The organism is Luteimonas fraxinea (genome assembly GCF_021233355.1).
Taxonomy (GTDB): domain Bacteria; phylum Pseudomonadota; class Gammaproteobacteria; order Xanthomonadales; family Xanthomonadaceae; genus Luteimonas; species Luteimonas fraxinea.
Map to the genome: position 1 here is coordinate 1061402 of NZ_CP089507.1, position 18014 is coordinate 1079415.

16 protein-coding genes and 1 other RNA gene are annotated in these 18014 nt (G+C 68.9%); 2 read left to right on the forward strand and 15 right to left on the reverse strand.

The features are described from left to right. Positions 1-90 precede the first annotated feature (90 nt). The 15 genes from ftsA to rsmI form a co-directional block, all read right to left on the reverse strand. Positions 91-1326 carry a cell division protein FtsA gene (gene ftsA, locus LU699_RS04715; protein WP_232134303.1) on the reverse strand — a complete coding sequence of 412 codons (1236 nt, stop codon included), beginning with the start codon at positions 1324-1326 and terminating at the stop codon, positions 91-93. Continuing rightward, positions 1323-2156, reverse strand: coding sequence for a cell division protein FtsQ/DivIB (locus tag LU699_RS04720; protein ID WP_232134302.1), 834 nt, complete (start codon positions 2154-2156; stop codon positions 1323-1325). Before LU699_RS04720 ends, ftsA begins: the two co-directional genes overlap by 4 nt. Next, on the reverse strand, positions 2153-3127 hold the full coding sequence (locus tag LU699_RS04725) for a D-alanine--D-alanine ligase (RefSeq protein ID WP_232134301.1): 975 nt from the start codon (positions 3125-3127) through the stop codon (positions 2153-2155). Before LU699_RS04725 ends, LU699_RS04720 begins: the two co-directional genes overlap by 4 nt. After that, the gene (murC, locus tag LU699_RS04730; protein WP_232134300.1) at positions 3124-4578 is read right to left on the reverse strand and encodes a UDP-N-acetylmuramate--L-alanine ligase; all 1455 of its coding nucleotides are present in this window, start codon (positions 4576-4578) and stop codon (positions 3124-3126) included. Before murC ends, LU699_RS04725 begins: the two co-directional genes overlap by 4 nt. Continuing rightward, the gene (gene ftsW, locus LU699_RS04735) at positions 4575-5915 is read right to left on the reverse strand and encodes a putative lipid II flippase FtsW (protein ID WP_232134299.1); all 1341 of its coding nucleotides are present in this window, start codon (positions 5913-5915) and stop codon (positions 4575-4577) included. Before ftsW ends, murC begins: the two co-directional genes overlap by 4 nt. Beyond that, positions 5915-7000, reverse strand: a complete 1086-nt coding sequence (mraY, locus tag LU699_RS04740; RefSeq protein WP_232134298.1) for a phospho-N-acetylmuramoyl-pentapeptide-transferase — start codon at positions 6998-7000, stop codon at positions 5915-5917. The genes ftsW and mraY overlap by 1 nt, the downstream gene beginning before the upstream one ends. Continuing rightward, a complete protein-coding gene (locus LU699_RS04745; protein WP_327058745.1) occupies positions 6990-8372 on the reverse strand; it encodes a UDP-N-acetylmuramoyl-tripeptide--D-alanyl-D-alanine ligase in 1383 nt (460 codons plus the stop codon). Before LU699_RS04745 ends, mraY begins: the two co-directional genes overlap by 11 nt. Then, positions 8369-9859: a UDP-N-acetylmuramoyl-L-alanyl-D-glutamate--2,6-diaminopimelate ligase gene (locus LU699_RS04750; RefSeq protein ID WP_232134297.1), complete on the reverse strand. Its 1491-nt coding sequence runs from the start codon at positions 9857-9859 to the stop codon at positions 8369-8371. The genes LU699_RS04745 and LU699_RS04750 overlap by 4 nt, the downstream gene beginning before the upstream one ends. Next, positions 9856-11739: a peptidoglycan D,D-transpeptidase FtsI family protein gene (locus LU699_RS04755; protein WP_327058744.1), complete on the reverse strand. Its 1884-nt coding sequence runs from the start codon at positions 11737-11739 to the stop codon at positions 9856-9858. The genes LU699_RS04750 and LU699_RS04755 overlap by 4 nt, the downstream gene beginning before the upstream one ends. After that, positions 11736-12005: a cell division protein FtsL gene (ftsL, locus tag LU699_RS04760; RefSeq protein WP_425491041.1), complete on the reverse strand. Its 270-nt coding sequence runs from the start codon at positions 12003-12005 to the stop codon at positions 11736-11738. Before ftsL ends, LU699_RS04755 begins: the two co-directional genes overlap by 4 nt. Further along, complete coding sequence (gene rsmH / locus LU699_RS04765) at positions 12002-12943, reverse strand: 16S rRNA (cytosine(1402)-N(4))-methyltransferase RsmH (RefSeq protein ID WP_232134296.1); 942 nt, start codon at positions 12941-12943, stop codon at positions 12002-12004. The genes ftsL and rsmH overlap by 4 nt, the downstream gene beginning before the upstream one ends. A gap of 20 nt (positions 12944-12963) precedes the next feature. After that, positions 12964-13413 carry a division/cell wall cluster transcriptional repressor MraZ gene (locus LU699_RS04770; protein ID WP_232134295.1) on the reverse strand — a complete coding sequence of 150 codons (450 nt, stop codon included), beginning with the start codon at positions 13411-13413 and terminating at the stop codon, positions 12964-12966. 743 nt (positions 13414-14156) lie between these two features. Further along, positions 14157-14519: RNase P RNA component class A (gene rnpB, locus LU699_RS04775), an RNA gene on the reverse strand. Positions 14520-14569: 50 nt separating this feature from the next. Further along, a complete protein-coding gene (locus tag LU699_RS04780) occupies positions 14570-15436 on the reverse strand; it encodes an alpha/beta hydrolase (RefSeq protein ID WP_232134294.1) in 867 nt (288 codons plus the stop codon). 37 nt (positions 15437-15473) lie between these two features. Then, complete coding sequence (gene rsmI, locus LU699_RS04785) at positions 15474-16322, reverse strand: 16S rRNA (cytidine(1402)-2'-O)-methyltransferase (protein ID WP_232134293.1); 849 nt, start codon at positions 16320-16322, stop codon at positions 15474-15476. Positions 16323-16378: 56 nt separating this feature from the next. Between rsmI and LU699_RS04790 the strand changes: the two genes are divergently transcribed. Then, positions 16379-17620, forward strand: a complete 1242-nt coding sequence (locus tag LU699_RS04790) for a penicillin-binding protein activator (protein ID WP_232147931.1) — start codon at positions 16379-16381, stop codon at positions 17618-17620. After that, a complete protein-coding gene (locus LU699_RS04795) occupies positions 17617-17997 on the forward strand; it encodes a YraN family protein (protein ID WP_232134291.1) in 381 nt (126 codons plus the stop codon). Before LU699_RS04790 ends, LU699_RS04795 begins: the two co-directional genes overlap by 4 nt. The last annotated feature ends 17 nt before the right edge of the window (positions 17998-18014 follow it).

Below are 18014 nucleotides of genomic sequence, written 5' to 3' on the forward strand. Positions count from 1 at the left end.
TCCTTCCCGGCATCTATTGGTTTAGGTACTGCATGCCGCACTTGCGTCTGTCGCCGTCGCCCTGCCCGCCGCATCCCGCACTGGCGCGAATCAGAATTCGCCGTTGAACCGCGCCCACATCTTTTTCACCCACCCGCCGGCGCGACCGCCGGAAACCACCGGACGCCGCGGGTGTTCGATCTGGCTGCCCATCAGCAGCAGGCCCACGCCACTGGCGTGCACCGGATTGCCGACCACCTCGCCCAGGCCCGTGACGTGCTGCGGAATGCCCACGCGCACCGGCATCTGCAGCATTTCCTCGGCGAGTTCGACCACGCCTTCCATCTTCGAAGCGCCACCGGTCAGCACCATGCCGGCGCGGACGTGCTGCTCGAAGCCCGAGCGGCGCAGTTCGGCCTGCACCATCTCGAAGATCTCCTCGTAGCGCGCCTGCACCGCCTGCGCCAGCGACTGGCGCGGCAGGCGACGCGGCGGACGATCGCCGACGCTCGGCACCTGGATCGATTCCTCGCTGGTCGCCAGCTGCGCCAGCGCGCAGGCGTAGCGGACCTTGATCTGCTCGGCTTCCGGCGTCGGCGTGCGCAGCATGTGCGCGATGTCTTCGGTGACCTTGTCGCCGGCGATCGGCAGCGAAGCCGTGTGGCAGATCGCGCCCTGCACGAACACCGCCAGATCCGTCGTACCCGCGCCCATGTCGACCAGCACCACGCCGAGCTCGCGCTCGTCCGAGGTGAGTACCGCAGTGCTCGAGGCCAGCGACGACAGGATCAGATCGTCGATCTGCAGACCGCAGCGCTGCACGCACTTGCTGATGTTGGCAGCGGCCGACTGCGCGCACACCACGAGGTGCGCATGCACTTCGAGGCGCACGCCGGTCATGCCGACCGGATTGCGGATGCCTTCCTGCGAATCGTCGAGCACGTACTCGCGCGGAATCGCATGCAGGATCTTCTGGTCGGCCGGAATCGCGACGGCCTTGGCGGCGTCGAGCACGCGGTCCAGATCGGCCCAGGTCACTTCGTTGTCGCGGATCGGCACGATGCCCGGCGAGTTGCGGCACTGCACGTGGTTGCCGGAGATCGACGCGTAGACCGAGCGGATCTCGCAGCCGGCCATCAGCTCCGCCTCTTCCACTGCGCGCTGGATCGACTGGACTGTCGATTCGATGTCGACGACCACGCCGCGCTTGAGCCCGCGCGATTCGTGGCTGCCGATGCCGATGACTTCGATCGGATTGCCCGGCGAATACTCGCCGACCAGCGCCACCACTTTCGAGGTGCCGATGTCGAGTCCGACGATGAGCGTCTTGTCGCCTTTGCGGTTCATGTGAGGCCGTGCTTCTGGATGCGGAGTGCGTGGGAGATCGGGGCCACCGCGACGCGGTTGGCAGGTGCGCCGGCCGGCGCCGCGGCGCCTGCAGCGGCAGCGGCAGCGGCTTCGGCCGGTTCGGGCTGCGCCCAGACGAGAGCGAAGCCGTTGGTGTAGCGGAGGTCGGCGCGCGCGAGCGGCTCGCTGCGGCCGGTGGTCAGGCGCGGCAGCATCCGCGCGAACCGCGCCAGGCGGAGGCGCGCTTCCTGGCTGCCGACGATGACTTCGGTGCCGCTCGACAGCGTCAGCTGCCAGCTGCCGCGTGCGTCGAGCACGACGCGTTCGACCTGCACGCCGGCACCGCCGAACAGATCGCGGGATTCGTTGTAGAGCGCGACGATGTCGGCGATGCGGTTTTCCGGACCGTCGAAGCGCGGCATCTCCGCCGGCGCCTCGACGCCTTCGGCGGCGAACAGCCGGCCGCGCGTCGACAGCAGGCGCGCGTCGCCCCAGTGCGCGAACGGCACGTGTTCGGCGATCCGCACTTCCAGCACGTCCGGCCATTTCTTGCGCACTTCGACGCCCGCGACCCACGGCACGCGTGCGACATCGCGCTGCGCATCGCCGAGATCGACGGCGAAGAAGCCACGCTGCGCATGCGGCAGCACCGCGGCGCGCACGCGCGCGGTGTCGACCTGCTCCAGACCGTCGTTGACGCGCAGCACGCGCAGCGGCCAGCGCTCGGCGCCGATCCAGCCGTTGACGACGGCGACCACAGGCAGGGCCACCAGCGCAATCGCCAGTGCCCACGCCAGGACCCGCGCCATCGTGCCGAACGCCTGGTTCATCGCGGCGCCACCTCCGAGGGGATGGTCGCTTCGAGCACGCGCCAGCACAGCGCCGGATAGTCGATGCCGATCTTCGCCGCGGCCTTGGGCACCAGCGAGTGACTGGTCATGCCCGGCGCGGTGTTCACTTCGAGCAGCAGCAGCGCGCCGGTGCGACGGTCGCGCATCACGTCGACGCGGCCCCAGCCGCTGCAGCCGGCGGACACGAACGCATCGACCGCGAGCGCACCGATGCGCATCTCGTCGTCGCCGTCCAGGCCCGGGCACAGGTACTGGGTGTCGTCGGACACGTACTTGGCTTCGTAGTCGTACCAGGCGCCCTTGGGCACGATGCGGATCGACGGCAACGCGCGCGGGCCTTCGACGTCTTCGATCACCGCGACGGTCAGTTCGTCGCCCTCGACCATCTGCTCCATCAGCAGTTCGCCGGGATAGCGCGCGGCGAGTTCCACCGCGGCGTCCAGGTCGGCGTCTTCGAACACGCGGCTGATGCCGACGCTCGAACCTTCCTTCGACGGCTTGATGATGACCGGCAGACCGATCTCGCGCGCGGCCGCATGCACGTCGTCGCCGGGCTGCAGGCGGCGGTAGCGCGGCGTCGGCAGATCGAGGCTCATCCACACCTGCTTGGTGCGGATCTTGTCCATGGTCAGCGCCGAACCCAGCACGCGCGAACCCGTGTACGGAATCGCGAACGCATCACACAGACCCTGCACCACGCCGTTCTCGCCATCACCGCCGTGCAGGATGTTGAACACGCGGTCGAAGCGGCCGGCGACGATGTCCTTGGCGAGCGCGGGCACGCCGTCGACGGCATGCGCATCGACGCCGCGCGAGCGCAGCGCATCGAGCACGCCCTGCCCCGACTGCAGCGAGACTTCGCGCTCCGAACCCGGGCCGCCGAGCAGCACGGCGACGCGACCGAACACGGCCGGATCGGTGAAACGCGGCGGCGACAGCGTCAGGCTCATCGCGCGGCCTCCGTCACCTGGAAACCGGACTGCGCCAGCTGCTGCACGGCCGCGCCAATGTCGCCGGCGCCCATCATCAGCAGCAGATCGCCGTCCTGCAGGATGTCGGGCAACACGCCGGCGAGTTCGTCGGCGCCATTGACGACGACGGGATCGATGCGGCCACGCGCACGGATCGCACGCGCCAGTGCTTTCGCATCCGCGCCGGCGATCGGCGCTTCGCCGGCCGGATAGACCTCGGTCAGCACCAGCGCGTCGACATCCGACAGTACCCCGGCGAAATCGTCGAACAGGTCACGCGTGCGGCTGTAACGGTGCGGCTGGAACGCGACGACGAGGCGACGATCGCTCCAGCCACCACGCGCGGCTTCGAACACCGCGGCGAGTTCCTTCGGGTGATGGCCGTAGTCGTCGACCAGCTGCACGCGCGCGCCGGTCGGGGTGACCAGTTCGCCGAGCAGATTGAAGCGGCGGCCGATGCCTTCGAAGCGGCCGAGCGCAGCGACGATCGCTTCCGGCGCGACGCCGAGCTGCCAGCCCACTGCAGCGGCGGCAAGTGCGTTGAGCACGTTGTGGCGGCCGGGCAGCGCAAGACGCGCGCGGACGCGGGTGTTCTCGGGCAGACACAGCGTGAACGTCATTGCCGCACCGTCCTGGCCGATGTCTTCGGCGCGCACGTCGGCGTCTTCAGACAGACCGTAGGTCATCACGTGACGCGGCGTTTCGGACGCGAGACGCGCGACTTCGGCGTCATCGATGCACAGCACCGCCAGGCCGTAGAACGGCAGGCGGTGCAGGAATTCGTGGAATGCGGCCTGCACACGGGCGAAGTCGCCGCCGTAATTCTCCAGATGATCGGCGTCGATGTTGGTGACGATCGCGATCAGCGGATTCAGGCGCAGGAAGCTGCCGTCACTCTCGTCGGCCTCGGCCACCAGCCAGTCGCCGCTGCCCAGCCGTGCATTCGCGCCTGCTGCCAGCAGCTGGCCACCGACGACGAAGGTCGGATCGAGACCGCCCTCGGCAAGCACGCTCGCGGTCAGCGACGTCGTGGTCGTCTTGCCGTGCGTGCCGGCCACCGCGATGCTGCGTCGGAAGCGCATCAGCTCGGCGAGCATCTCCGCGCGCGGCACCACCGGAATGCGCTGCGCGCGCGCTTCCATCAGTTCGGGATTGTCGTGGCGGATCGCGCTCGACACGACCACGCAATCGGTGCCCAGCACGTTGGCCGCGGCGTGACCGCGATGCACCGTCGCGCCGAGGCGTGTGAGGCGACGCGTAGTCGCGCTGTCGGCAGTGTCGGAACCCGACACCTTGTAGCCCAGCGTGCACAGCACTTCGGCGATGCCGCTCATGCCGATGCCGCCGATGCCGACGAAATGCACGCGCGAGAACACCTTGGCGAAGTCTTCCTTCGACAGGCCGCGGGTCTGGTGGAGACGACGGATCATGCTTGGCTCCTGCCGCCGAAGCTCGGCTCGACACGCTGCTGCAGGCGGCTGGTGCCGCGCGACAGCGACGCCGACTGCACGGGCAGCGGGGGCTGGGTGGTGGGGGGCACCGGGCCGGCGGGCGCCGGCGCTGCGGCATCGCCGCGCAACCGGGCGACCTGGCGCTGGGCGCGGTCGAGTTCGTACGAGACGCGCAGCAGCAGGCCCATCGCCACGCAGGTCATCATCACGCTGGAACCGCCCGAAGACACCAGCGGCAGCGTCAGACCCTTGGTCGGCAGCAGGCCGAGATTCACGCCGATCGACACCATGCTCTGCAGGCCGATCATCAGCGCCACACCGAACGCGCAGTAGCCGGCGAAGTGGCGGCGCATCTCGACGCACTTCAGGCCGACCCAGAACGCACGGCCGACCAGCGCGACGAACAGGCCGATCACCAGACACACGCCGATGAAGCCGAGTTCTTCGGCCAGCACCGAGAAGATGAAGTCGGTGTGCGCCTCGGGCAGGTACGACAGCTTCTGCACCGACGCACCCAGACCCACACCGGCGAACTCGCCGCGGCCCACCGCCATCAGCGCATTGCTGAGCTGGTAGCCGGCGCCGAGCTGGTCGGCCCAGGGATCGAGGAACGAGGTCAGGCGACGCACGCGATACGGTTCGAGAATCGCGATGAAGGCGAAGATCGGCAGGCCGATGACCACCGGCGCGGCCATGCGCGGCATGTGTACGCCGCCGAGCACCAGCATGCCGGCGGTCACCGCGAGGATCAGCGAGGCGTGACCGAAGTCGGGCTGCAGCAGCAGCAGGGCGACCAGCGCGACGGCGACGCCGAGCGGCTTGAGCATCGCCGGCCAGGTCGCGTTGACCTCGTCGCGGAAGCGCACCAGATAGCTCGCCAGCCACACGATGTAGATGACCTTGACCGCCTCGACCACCTGGAAGTTCGAGATGCCCAGGTTGATCCAGCGGTGTGCGCCGTTGACCGAACGGCCGAGGCCGGGCACGAACACCAGCGCCAGCAGGCCGAAACAGGCCAGCAGCACGAAGCGGTCGTACTTCTCGACGGTCTTGAGTTCGGTGCGCATCACCGCGAACGCGAGGCCGACGCCCAGCGCGAGGAACATCAGATGACGCGTCAGGAAGTAGTAGCGGCCGACGCGCATGTCTTCGCCGATCGCGATCGAGCTCGACGCGACCATGATCACGCCGAGCGTCGCGATCGACACGATGATGCCGACCAGCCACGGATCGAAGCGGCCGACGATGTCGTCGATGCGCGTCGCCTGACGGGCGGCGGCGCTGTCGTGGGCCATGGTGTCGTAGGTCCGGGCCATCAGCGCACCTTCAACGTGGCGAGGCCGACCAGCACCAGGATCACCGAGATGATCCAGAAGCGCACGATCACGCGCGGCTCGGGCCAGCCCTTGAGTTCGAAGTGGTGGTGGATCGGCGCCATGCGGAACACGCGCTTGCCGGTCAGCTTGAAGCTGGCGACCTGGATCATCACCGACAGCGTTTCGATGACGAAGATGCCGCCCATGATCACCAGCACCAGTTCCTGACGCACGATCACCGCCATCGTGCCGAGCACGGCGCCGAGCGCCAGCGCACCGATGTCGCCCATGAAGACCATGGCCGGATACGTGTTGAACCACAGGAACCCGAGCCCGGCCCCGGCGATCGCCGCGCAGATGATCACCAGTTCACCCGCGCCCGGCACCTGCGGGATCTGCAGATAGTTCGAGAACACCGCATTGCCCGAGGCGTAGGCGAACACGCCCAGGCCGCAGGCGACCAGCACCGTCGGCATGATCGCCAGACCGTCGAGGCCGTCGGTGAGATTCACCGCGTTCGAGAAGCCGACGATCCAGAAGTAGGCGATCGCGACGAAGCTGATGCCGGCCAGTGGCAGTGCGATCGACTTGAACAGCGGCACGTAGAACGTGGTGGCTGCGGCGACATCGGCATACAGATAGAGGTACAGGCCGGCGGCGAGGCCGAAGATCGACTGCAGCAGGTACTTCCAGCGCGACTTCAGACCGTTGGGATCGCGCTTGACGATCTTGATCCAGTCGTCGTACCAGCCGATCGCACCGAAGGCGACCATTACGCCCATCACGACCCAGACATACCTGTTGCGCAGATCGCCCCACATCAGCACCGACAGGAAGATCGTCAGCAGGATCAGCGCGCCACCCATCGTCGGCGTGCCGGCCTTGGAGAAATGCGTCTGCGGTCCGTCCTGACGGATCGGCTGGCCACCCTTGAACTGGGCGAGCTTGCGGATCACCGCCGGGCCCAGCCACAGCGACAGCAGCAGCGAGGTCAGCGCCGCGAGGATGCCGCGGAACGTCAGGTACTCGAACAGCTTGAAGAAGTCTTCCAGACCCTGCAGCCAGCGGGCGAGTTCAAGCAGCATGTCCGGTTCCTTCAGTGGTGCGCAGCGCGGTGACCACACGGTCCATCGCACTGCCGCGCGAGCCCTTGACCAGTACGCGCGCATCAGCGTGCAGGTCGGCCCGCAGCGCTTCGATCAGCGCTTCGTGGGTATCGAATCGGCGCGCACCGTCGCCGAAGGCATCGGCCGCGGCCGCGCTCAGTGCGCCCAGCGCATACAACCGTGCGATGCCGGCGGACTTCGCGCGCACGCCGGCCTGGGCGTGCATCGCCGCGCCGTCGCTGCCGAGTTCGCGCATGTCGCCGAGCACCAGCCAGCGATCGCCGCCGCCGGCGGCGAGCGTGTCGATGGCGGCGTTGAGCGAGCCGGGATTGGCGTTGTAGCTGTCGTCGATCAGCACCGCGCCTTCGGCCAGCGTGTAACGGACCAGACGGCCGGCGACCGCTTCGGCGCTGTCGAGCGCGGCGACGATCGTGGCCAGCGGCACGCCGGCGGCGAGCGCGATGGCGGTCGCCGCGAGCGCGTTGCGCACGTTGTGGCGACCGGGCAGCGGCAGCGTGACGTCGGCCTCGCCCGCGGGCGTGAGCAGACGGAAACGCGCACCGGCATCGTCGAGACGCACGTCGCGCGCGGACACGTCGGCGGTCGCCTCGATGCCGAAGCGCAGCAGGCGACGGCCGTGCGCGCGTTCGGCGAAGAACGGGGCAAAGGCGTCGTCGGCATTGATGACGGCGGTGCCGTCGGCCGGCAGCGCGTCGTAGATCGCGGCCTTGGTGTCGGCGATGCCGAGCAGGCTGCCCATGCGTTCCATGTGCGCCGGCGCGATGTTGTTGACCAGTGCGATGCGCGGCTGCGCGATGGCGGTCAGATACGCGATGTCGCCCGGCTTGCCGGCGCCCATCTCGTAGACCGCGAACACCGCGTCCTCCGGTGCATCGAGCACGGCCAGCGGCAGACCGATCTCGTTGTTGAAGTTACCGGGATTGAAGCTGGTAGGTGCGTGACGCGACAGGATCGCGGCGACCAGCTGCTTGACGCTGGTCTTGCCGTTGCTGCCGGTGATCGCCACGACCGTCGCGGCGCGCGCGCGCTGCACCGCGGTCGCCAATGCACCGAGCGCGAGCTGCGGATCGCCGACCACGATCTGCGGCAGCGCGATGTCGAGCGGACGCGCGACCAGTGCTGCGCGCGCACCGCGGGCGGCGGCATCGGCGACGTGATCATGCCCGTCGAAGTTGTCGCCCTTCAGCGCGACGAACAGCAGTGCATGCACCTCAGCCGCATCGAGCTTGCGTGTGTCGGTGGCGACGGCATCGATCGGAAAATCGCTGTCGACGCCGTGCAGGCGACCGTTGACCAGCTGTGCGATGCGGGCGAGCGACAGCGGATTCATCGCGCGCCTCCCACATCACGTGCATCCAGCGCGGCCTGCGCGACGACGCGGTCGTCAAAGGCGTGCTGCACGCCGTCGATTTCCTGGTAGGGCTCGTGACCCTTGCCGGCGATCAGCACGATGTCGCCCGGCTTCGATTCGCCGATCGCACGTTCGATCGCGCGACGGCGATCGCGCTCGATCGTGACGGCGTCGGGCAGTGCGAAGCCGGCCATGATGTCGGCGACGATCGCATCGCCGTTTTCGCCGCGCGGGTTGTCGTCGGTGACGATGACGCGGTCGGCATTCGCTTCGGCAATGGCCGCCATCTGCGGACGCTTGCCGGTGTCGCGCTCGCCGCCGCAGCCGAACACGCAGACCAGTTCGCCGCGCAGATGACCGCGCAGCGACTGAAGTGCCTGCTGCAGCGGATCGGGCTTGTGCGAGTAGTCGACGACGACAAGCGGTTGTGTGTCGCCGCCACCGAGGCGGTTCATGCGGCCGGCAATCGGCTGCAGGCCGGCGAGCACGCGCACGATGTCCGCAGGTGCGTACCCCAGCGCGCGCAGCACGCCGGCAACGACCAGCAGGTTGTCGACATTGAAGCGGCCGAGCAGCGCCGCGCGCACCGGCAGCGACTGGCCGTCGATGCGCAGCGTGAACGCGATGCCGCGATCGTCGAGCGCGATGTCGTGTGCGGCGATGTCGGCGGCGGCATTGCCGGCGGCGCTGATCGTGATCGCACGGACGCTGTCGGCGAGCTGCGCGGGCAGCGTCGCGCCGAAGGCGTCGTCGATATTGATCACGGCGGCCTTGAGGCCCTCGCGCACGAACAGCTTGGCCTTCGCCGCGCCGTAGCCGGCCATGTCGCCGTGGTAGTCGAGATGGTCGCGGGTGAGATTGGTGAACACCGCGACGTCGTAATGCACGGCATCGACGCGGCCCTGGTCGAGCGCGTGCGAGCTGACTTCCATCGCCACCGCAGCTGCGCCGGCGTCGCGCAGCTGCGCGAGCAGCGCATGCGTCTGCAGCACCAGCGGCGTGGTGAAACCGGTCGGCTCGACCGCGCCATGCAGACCGGCGCCGAGCGTGCCGATGGTGCCGGCGCGCGTGCCGATGGCTTCGAAGGCCTGGGCGAGCAGCTGCACCGTCGAAGTCTTGCCGCTGGTGCCGGTCACGCCGACCATCGTCATCGCGTGCGAGGGCTGGCCGTGGAACGCATCGGCCATCGCGCCCATGCGCACACGCAGGCCGGCGACGGCGATCGCATCGGCCGGCAGCGACGGAATCTCCGCCGGCACCGGCGGTTCGAACAGGATCGCGCTGGCGCCGGCGGCGCGCGCGGTGTCGGTGAAATGCAGGCCGTGCGTGCCGAAGCCGCCGATCGCGACGAAAGCATCGCCCGGACGGATCGCGCGGCTGTCCTGCACCAGACCGGTGATCACCGTGTCGGCCGGCACCGCAGCCACGTCGGGCAGCAGTGCGTTGAGGGCCATCGCGCGGCTCATCGCTGGCCTCCAGCGACGTGCGTCGCGGCGACCGGCGTGCTCTGCACGGCGGACACGACCGGCGCGGCCGCAGGCGTCGACGGCGCGGGCACGGTGCGGCCCTGCTCGCGCGCACGCTTCGCATCGGCCGTGGCCTGCGCGGCCAGCCAGGTGTCGATGTCGTCGGGCGGCACGTCCATCAGGCGCAGCGCGCCGTCCATGACCCGCTGAAACACCGGCGCGGACACGTAGCCGCCGCCGTAGGTGGAACCGCCCTTTGACGTATCCGGATCGTCGATGACCACGGCCATCGCGAAGCGCGGATTCTCGACCGGCACCAGACCTGCAAAGAACGCGAGGTAGCGCCGCGCATACCCGCCGCCGCTGGCCTTGCGCGCCGTGCCGGACTTGCCGGCGACGTGATAGCCGAGGATCGCCGCGCGCGTGCCGGTGCCGCCGGGCTCGGTGACGGTCTGCATCATCCGCACCACTTCGTCGGCGACCGCGGCCGAGACCACCTGGCGCGATTCGCCGGCGTGACCCTTGACGAAGGTCGGCGCGATCGAGCGGCCGTGGTTGCCGAGCGTGGCGTAGGCGTGGGCGATCTGCATCGGCGTGACCGACAGGCCGTAGCCGTAGGACATGCCCTGCTTGCTGGTGCCGCTCCAGCGCGAGGGATCCGGAAACAGGCCCGCGGCTTCGCCCGGGAATCCGCTGCCGGTGCTCTGGCCGTAGCCGAAGCTGCGCACGAAGTCGTAGAAGTACTGGTTCTCGAGCTTGTGCACGATCATCGCCGAGCCGACGTTCGAGCTCTTGGTGATGATGCCGGTTGTGTCGAGCACGCCGTAGTTGCGGAAATCGCTGGTGCGGAAGCGGCCGTTCGGAATCCAGCCGGGGCTGGTGTTGAACGTACTGGCGGGCGAGATGACGCCCTTCTCCAGCGCAGCGGCCACGGTGATCGGTTTCATCGTCGAGCCGGGCTCGAGCAGATCGGTCACCGCGCGGTTGCGATGCGCGTCGCGGTTCTCGCCGGTGACGCGGTTGTTGTTGTAGGTCGGCAGGTTGGCCATCGCCAGCACTTCGCCGGTCGCCACTTCGAGCACGACGATCGAGCCCGCGCTCGCGCCGGTTTCTTCCAGCGCGCGGCGCAGTTCGCGATGCGCGAGGAACTGGATGCGGCGATCGATGCTCAGCACCAGATCCTTGCCCGGCTCGGCGGCGCGCACCAGGCTCACGTGTTCGACGATGCGGCCGTGGCGATCGCGGATCACGTTCTGCGCGCCCGGCACACCGGCCAGCCATTCGTCGAACGCGAGTTCCACGCCTTCCTGGCCGTTGTCGTCGATGTTGGTGAAGCCCAGCACGTGCGAGACCGCCTCGCCCTGCGGGTAGAAGCGGCGGTATTCGCGCTGCGAGAACACGCCCGGCACGCCGAGATCGAGCACGCGCTTGGCCGCCACCGGGCTGATCCGGCGGTGGCGCGGGATGTACATGAATTCCTTGTCGGCGCGCTGCGACACCGCGCGCGACAGCTCCTCGAGCGGCAGGCCGGTGGCCTGGGCCAGTTCGGGCAGACGGTCGGGATGCTTGCTCAGTTCCTGCGGATTCGCCCACAGCGATTCGACCGGCGAGGAGATCGCCAGCGGCTCGCCGTTGCGGTCGGTGATCATGCCGCGCGAGGCCGGAATTGGCACTTCGCGGCGGAAGCGCGCGTCGGCCTTCTGCTGGTAGAACGCGTTGTCGATCAGCTGCAGATCCACCGCGCGGCCGACCAGCGCGACCGCGCCCAGACCCAGCGCGCCGCCGACCAGCATCAGGCGCAGACGCAGATCGAACTGCGCGCGCTTGCGCGGCTTTTTGGCGTGGCCGTCGCCGGCCTTGATGAACTTGCGGAAGTTCATGGGCGCACCACGACGATCTCGGCCGTCTCGGGGAATCGCATGCCCAGACGTTCGCGCGCGACCTGGTCGACTCGGTTGCTCATCGCCCACGTCGCCTGCTCGAGCTGCAGACGGCCGAAGTCGATGTTGAGTTCGTCGCGCGCGCGCTCCAGACGGGTCAGATCGATGTAGAGCTGGCGATAATCGTGGCGCGCGTGCACCACGCCGATCGCGGTGATCACGTTGGCGGCCAGCAGGATCGCGACGACGAGATGGCGCAACTTCATGCCGCCGCCTCCAGTTTTTCGGCGACGCGCAGCACTGCGCTGCGGGCGCGCGGGTTGGCACGCAGCTCGGCGTCGTCGGCCTTGGTCGCATCGGCGACGATGCGCAGGCGCGGCACGAACGGCGCGGCTTCGGGCAGACGGCGATTGCCGGCCGGCGCCTTCGCATGACCGGCGATGAAGCGCTTGACGATGCGGTCTTCCAGCGAGTGGAAGCTGATCACCGCGAGGCGGCCACCGGGTCGCAGCGCCGCGAGTGCGGCATCGAGACCGGTTTCGAGATCGGCCAGTTCGCGGTTGATGTGGATGCGGATCGCCTGGAACGAGCGCGTCGCCGGATTCGTTTCCTTCTGACCCGGCTTGGACTTGCCACGCGGCACATTGGCGCCGATCACCGCGGCCAGATCGGCGGTACGCAGGAACGGCGTCTCGGCGCGACGCGCCACGATCGCACGCGCGATGCGGCGGCTCATGCGCTCTTCGCCGTAGGTCCACAGCACGTCGGCGATCGCAGCCTCGTCGGCGCGGGCGATCCACTCGGCGGCGCTCTCGTCCGCGTCCGGATCCATGCGCATGTCGAGCGGACCGTCCTTGCCGAAGCTGAAACCGCGCTCGGCGACATCGAGCTGCGGCGAGGACACACCCAGATCGAACAGCACGCCATCGAGCGGCGCCTGCGCGACTTCGCGCCAGCCGGTCAGCTCGATGAAGCTGCCACGGAAGATCGACACGCGCGGGTCAGCGCCGAAGCGGGCCTGCGCGACGGCGACCGCCTCGGGATCCTTGTCCATCACCAGCAGGCGGCCATCGGCGCCCAGCTGCGCGAGCACGCCGGCGGCGTGGCCACCGCGGCCGAAGGTGCCATCGAGGTAGCGGCCATCCGGGCGCACGTGCAGGCCGTCGAGCACCTGCGCGTACAACACCGGGAGGTGGCCGGACATCACATCCGTACCACCGGCGGTCACAACGGCAATCCTTCGAGATCGTCGCCCGCCATGTCCTCGTCGGTCAGGGTCTGGCGGATATGCGCCTGATGCGCCTGCTCGCTCCAGAGTTCGAACTTGTCGCCCATGCCCACCAGCACCGCGCGGCGGTCGATGCCGACCGTGTTGCGCTGGCTGGACGGAATGCCGATGCGGCCACTGGCGTCGGGCTCGAGCACGGTGGCGGCGCCAACCAGCTTCAGCTGCAGGGTGCGGTTGCGGGCGAGCGTGCGCGGCAGCGCATTGACCTGGTCGCGCAGCGTTTCCCAGGCCTTGAACGGGTAGAGATACAACCCGCCGGCATCAAAGGGGTTGTAGGTCAGGACCAGCCGGTTGTCGCATTCACGGGCGACGAAGTCCCGATAGGCGGTTGGAATCGCCAGTCGGCCCTTCTCGTCGATGGTGATGGCGGTCTCGCCCTGCAACACGTCCGTTCCTGCCCGTTGAGTGCCCGTCTGAAGCGGGCTTCGGCGTTCGGAAAACCACGAATTTCCCGGTTTCCCCACGAGTCGCCACCTTAGGACCCACCATTTGGGTTGTCAACAGCTTTGTCGAGAACTTTTCACCTGTCTGGTCAATGACTTGCAGCACTCTTCAGAGACTTGTTCAAGCTTTATCCACAAGCTTCTGTTTCGTCTCAAATTTTGAGATTTGCGTGAATTTGGCAATGAACGGAACCCTCACGTGGGCTTCACGTAATCGGCTTGTTGCGGCGCAGCATTCAAGTGTTTCGAGGGCTGGCCAGAGTGGTGTTGCGCGGGCGAACAGCTGGTCAGGTCGATTCAGGTCGCATCGAGCCTCGAAACAGGCAGGACCGGACGCCGGGGTTCTCTCGATCGGGGAGGCCGCCGCCGTCCATCAGGCCGGTATGCCAGATGAAACCCGCCAACCCGACACCTCTCCCTCCGGGAGAGGTCGACGCGCACAGTGCGTCGGGTGAGGGCCGGAACATGCGGTGATCCCGAATCGCCCGCTCCCAGCGCTGACACCGGAACGATCGTTCTCCAACTCCGACAGGATCCGCGGAGCGCTCGAGGCGCATGCCATGCCGTTCCAGCGCGGCCTCCACGTGGTCCTCCAGAACGAATGGCAACGGCGCCGTACGGCCTCGGCCTGGACCGCGCCACACATGACCCAGCCTCCAGTCCTTCGGAGGCTTCAGATAAGAAGGTGGCGGAGCCGGCCGATAAGCCGGGTTCTGTCGTGGACAGTCATTCCTCTAGGCGCACCGTCACCGGTACGCTCGAGCAACCTACCCGGACCCGACGCGGGCAACGTCATGAGGTCCCTATTTGGTCTTGCTCCAGGTGGGGTTTGCCGTGCCGGTCTGTTGCCAGACTCGCGGTGCGCTCTTACCGCACCATTTCACCCTTGCCGTCCTGCCGAAGCAGTCTTGGGCGGTATCTTTCTGTTGCACTTTCCGTCGGCTCGCGCCGCCCAGGCGTTACCTGGCACCTTGCCCTGTGGAGCCCGGACTTTCCTCGGCATCGCCGGATGCAAGCACCCGGGATGACGCGACTGTCTGGCCGACTCCGCCGCGCGCATTGTGGCACGCCGGTGACACTGCAGACCGGCCCCATGCACTCAGTCGGCGGATGCCCGTTCCAGCAACCTGGTGAACGCGACGCCGAATTCCGGCGACAGCGTGGCGTCGTTGTGGCCACGACCGGGCACGACCACCAGTTGCCTGTCGGTGGCCGGCAATGGCGTCGCATCGAACAGCGCCTGCGAGAACTTCGGCGCCGTGGTGACATCCAGTTCGCCGACGACGTAGAGCACCGGTTCGTCCAGCCGACGCGCGACCTCGAGATTGCCGGTCTTCTGCAGGGCCGGCGCGATATCGAAACGCCGCACCGCCAGCCGCGTCCAGAAGCCGGCCCGCGCGCGCATCGCCCGGGTCCAGTCCTCGGCGGTGGTCATCGAGCTTTCCAGCACCAGGCCATCGAGCTGCCGCGTGTCGGCCACGTACCCGGCAGAGAAGCTGCCCAGCGATTGGCCGTGCACGATCAGCGGCCGGCCTGTCGTCTCGGCGCGCACCTGGTCGTAGACCTGCAACGCATCCGCGCGCAGCCCGTCGATGGTCGGCGCGCCGGTGCTGGCACCGTAGCCGCGATGGTCCACCAGCACTAGATCCACTGGCAGCCCCGCGTAGGCGTCGAAGATGCGCCGGGCATGCAAGCCGGTCCGGAAGCCGTTGCCGCCGAAGTACAGCACCGTCGCCCGGGCGTTGGCGCGCTTCAGGTCCACGCGATAGATCGACACGTCGTCAGGCGTGTCGATCCGCGATTCTGTGGCGGTATAGCCGGCATGGGTGGCGGCCAGCACGGCGAGATCGGGCGGCGGCGCAGGCATCGGTCGGACCAGATGCGACTCTTTCAGCGAGTAGGTGCAACCGGCCATGACGACGCACAGCGCGACGGCCATCAGGCCGCGGGCGGATCGGGACTGCATGCGGTGACTTCCTTCCTTGGGACACCGTTCGACGCGATCAGGCGTCCGGAGTTCCCTGCCCGTACAGCGACTTGCGGGGCGCGCCGGTGATATCGGCGGCAAGCTTGGCCGCGAGCGAGGGTTTCATCTCGCGCGCCAGCAGTGCGTAGACACGGCGCCCCTCGGCCAGTCGCGCATCGACATCGTCGCCCGCGCCTTCGATCAGCACGACGAACTCGCCCTTGCGCTGGTCGGCCTCTACGGCAACACGCGCGGCCAGAATCTCCAGCGGACCGTCGAGCACGGTCTCGAAGAGTTTGGTCAGTTCGCGCGCCACAACGGCCGCACGCGCGCCGCCGAAAGCCTGCACGGCGTCGGCCAGCATTTCCTCGATGCGGTGCGACGACTCGTAGAACAGCACCGTGCGCGGCTCGGAGGCGAGCACCTGCAGGCGTTCGCGGCGGGCGCCGGCCTTCGCCGGCAGAAAGCCTTCGAACACGAACCGGTCGCTCGGCAGACCGGCGACGCTCAACGCGGCGATCAACGCGCTCGGCCCCGGCACCGGCGACACGCGAAGACCGGCCTCGCGGGCCGCGCGCACCAACCGGAAGCCGGGATCGCTGACCAGCGGCGTGCCAGCATCGCTGACCAGCGCCAGCGACTCGCCGGCCTGCAGGCGCTCGACCAGACGCGCGGCCAGGCCGTCCTCGTTGTGTTCGTGCAGGGCGATCAGCGGGCGCTCGATACCGAAGTGGCCCAGCAGCTGGCGCGTGTGCCGGGTGTCCTCGGCGCAGATGGCGTCGACACTGCGCAGCACTGCCTGCGCGCGCGGCGACAGGTCGCCCAGATTGCCGATCGGCGTCGCCACGACGTGCAGGACGCCGGGGGCGCGGGAAGGATCGCTCATCGTCTGCACACCGGGAACGCTAGAATGCGCCCATTATCCCGCAGCGGAACCGCGACATGGCAGCAACGGCCCAGCCTTCGAACGCCCGCACGCGCACGACGCGCGCCGTCGGTGCGCCGCCCCGCGCTCTGCGCCTGCTCGCCGGCGCTGCGCTGGCCGCGGTGCTCGCCAACTGCGCGACCGTGCAGACTACCGGCAGCGCCGGCCCGGTCGCCGCACCGTCGGAAGCCCCGGCCGCGCCGGGTCGCTGGACCTTCGACGACACCCGCCCCGCCGCCGAGCGCGATGGCTACCGCCCGCCGCGCAAGCTCGCCGTGCTGCTGCCGATGAGCGGCGCACTCGCGACCGCCGCCGCGCCGGTGCGCGATGGCCTGCTGGCCGGTTACTACGGCGAGCGCCGTGAGCGGCCCGAACTCGCGTTCTACGACACCGCCGGCACCGCGGCCGGCACCGCGAACGCCTACAGCCGCGCGATCGCCGAGGGCGCCGACCAGGTTGTCGGTCCGCTCGGCCGCGAGGAAGTCGACGCGCTGTTCCATAGCCCCGCGCAGGTGCCGGTGATCGCGCTCAACCGCGGCTCCGTGCAGGCGCCGGGCAACGCAGCCGCGTTCTCGCTGGCGCCCGAAGATGAAGGCGACGCCGCCGCGCAGTACCTGCTCAAGCGCAACGCGCGCAACGTGCTGGTGCTGAGCAACGGCGAAGACGCCGCGCGTCGCAGCGTCGATGCGCTGACCGCGCGCCTGGCCCAGAACGGCGGCAGCGTCGTGGCGACGCTCGCGATCATCGGTGACACCCCTGTCGACCAGACGCCGGCGCTGCAGAACGCGCTGGCCGGCGGCGCCGGTGTGGACGCGGTGTATCTCGCGATCCGCGGCAACCAGGCCCGCGTGCTGGCGCCGCAGCTGTCGGTCGCCGGTCTCGCCACGCGCCCGCGCGTGGGCAGCTCGCTGCTCGCACAGGGCACCGGCAAGGCGGAAGAAGACCAGATTCTCGACGGCATCGTGTTCCCGACCGAAAGCTGGTCGACCGGCGCCAGCGCGCGTTCGCTGCCGCCTCTCACCGAGGTCTCGCGCGACCTGCCGACCGCGCGTGGCGGCGCCGCGCGTCTGTTCGCGTTCGGTTTCGATGCCTGGCTGCTGAGCGGCTATCTGGAACATCTCGCCCGCACGCCGGACTCCGCCATCGGCGGCGCGACCGGCATGCTGCGCATCGCCGGCGACGGCAACGTCATGCGCCAGCCCGCATGGGCCACCTGGCGCAACGGCTACGTGGTGCCGCAGGCGGACGCCGGCGGTTGAACGACCGGCGGCGCGATGGCGCTGCCGTCGAGCGGGCAGCGGCCGCGCACCTGCAGGCCGCCGGCCTGCGCCCCCTCGCCGCGAACATCGGTTTCCGCGGCGGCGAACTCGATCTGGTGATGCTCGACGCACGCGGCGCGTCACGCGTCGTTGTGTTCGTCGAAGTCCGCCATCGCCGCACCGCGGCGTTCGGTGGTGGCGCGGCCTCGATCGATGCCGGCAAACGCCGGAGACTGGTGCTGGCTGCGCAGCAGTTCCTGATGCGCGAACGTGGGCTGCGGGATCTGCCGTGCCGGTTCGATGTGGTGGAAGCGAGCGGCGATGCCGATGCGCCGACGCTGCGGTGGATCGAGGATGCGTTTCGCGCGGATGATTGATCCGTCCTGGCGGGACG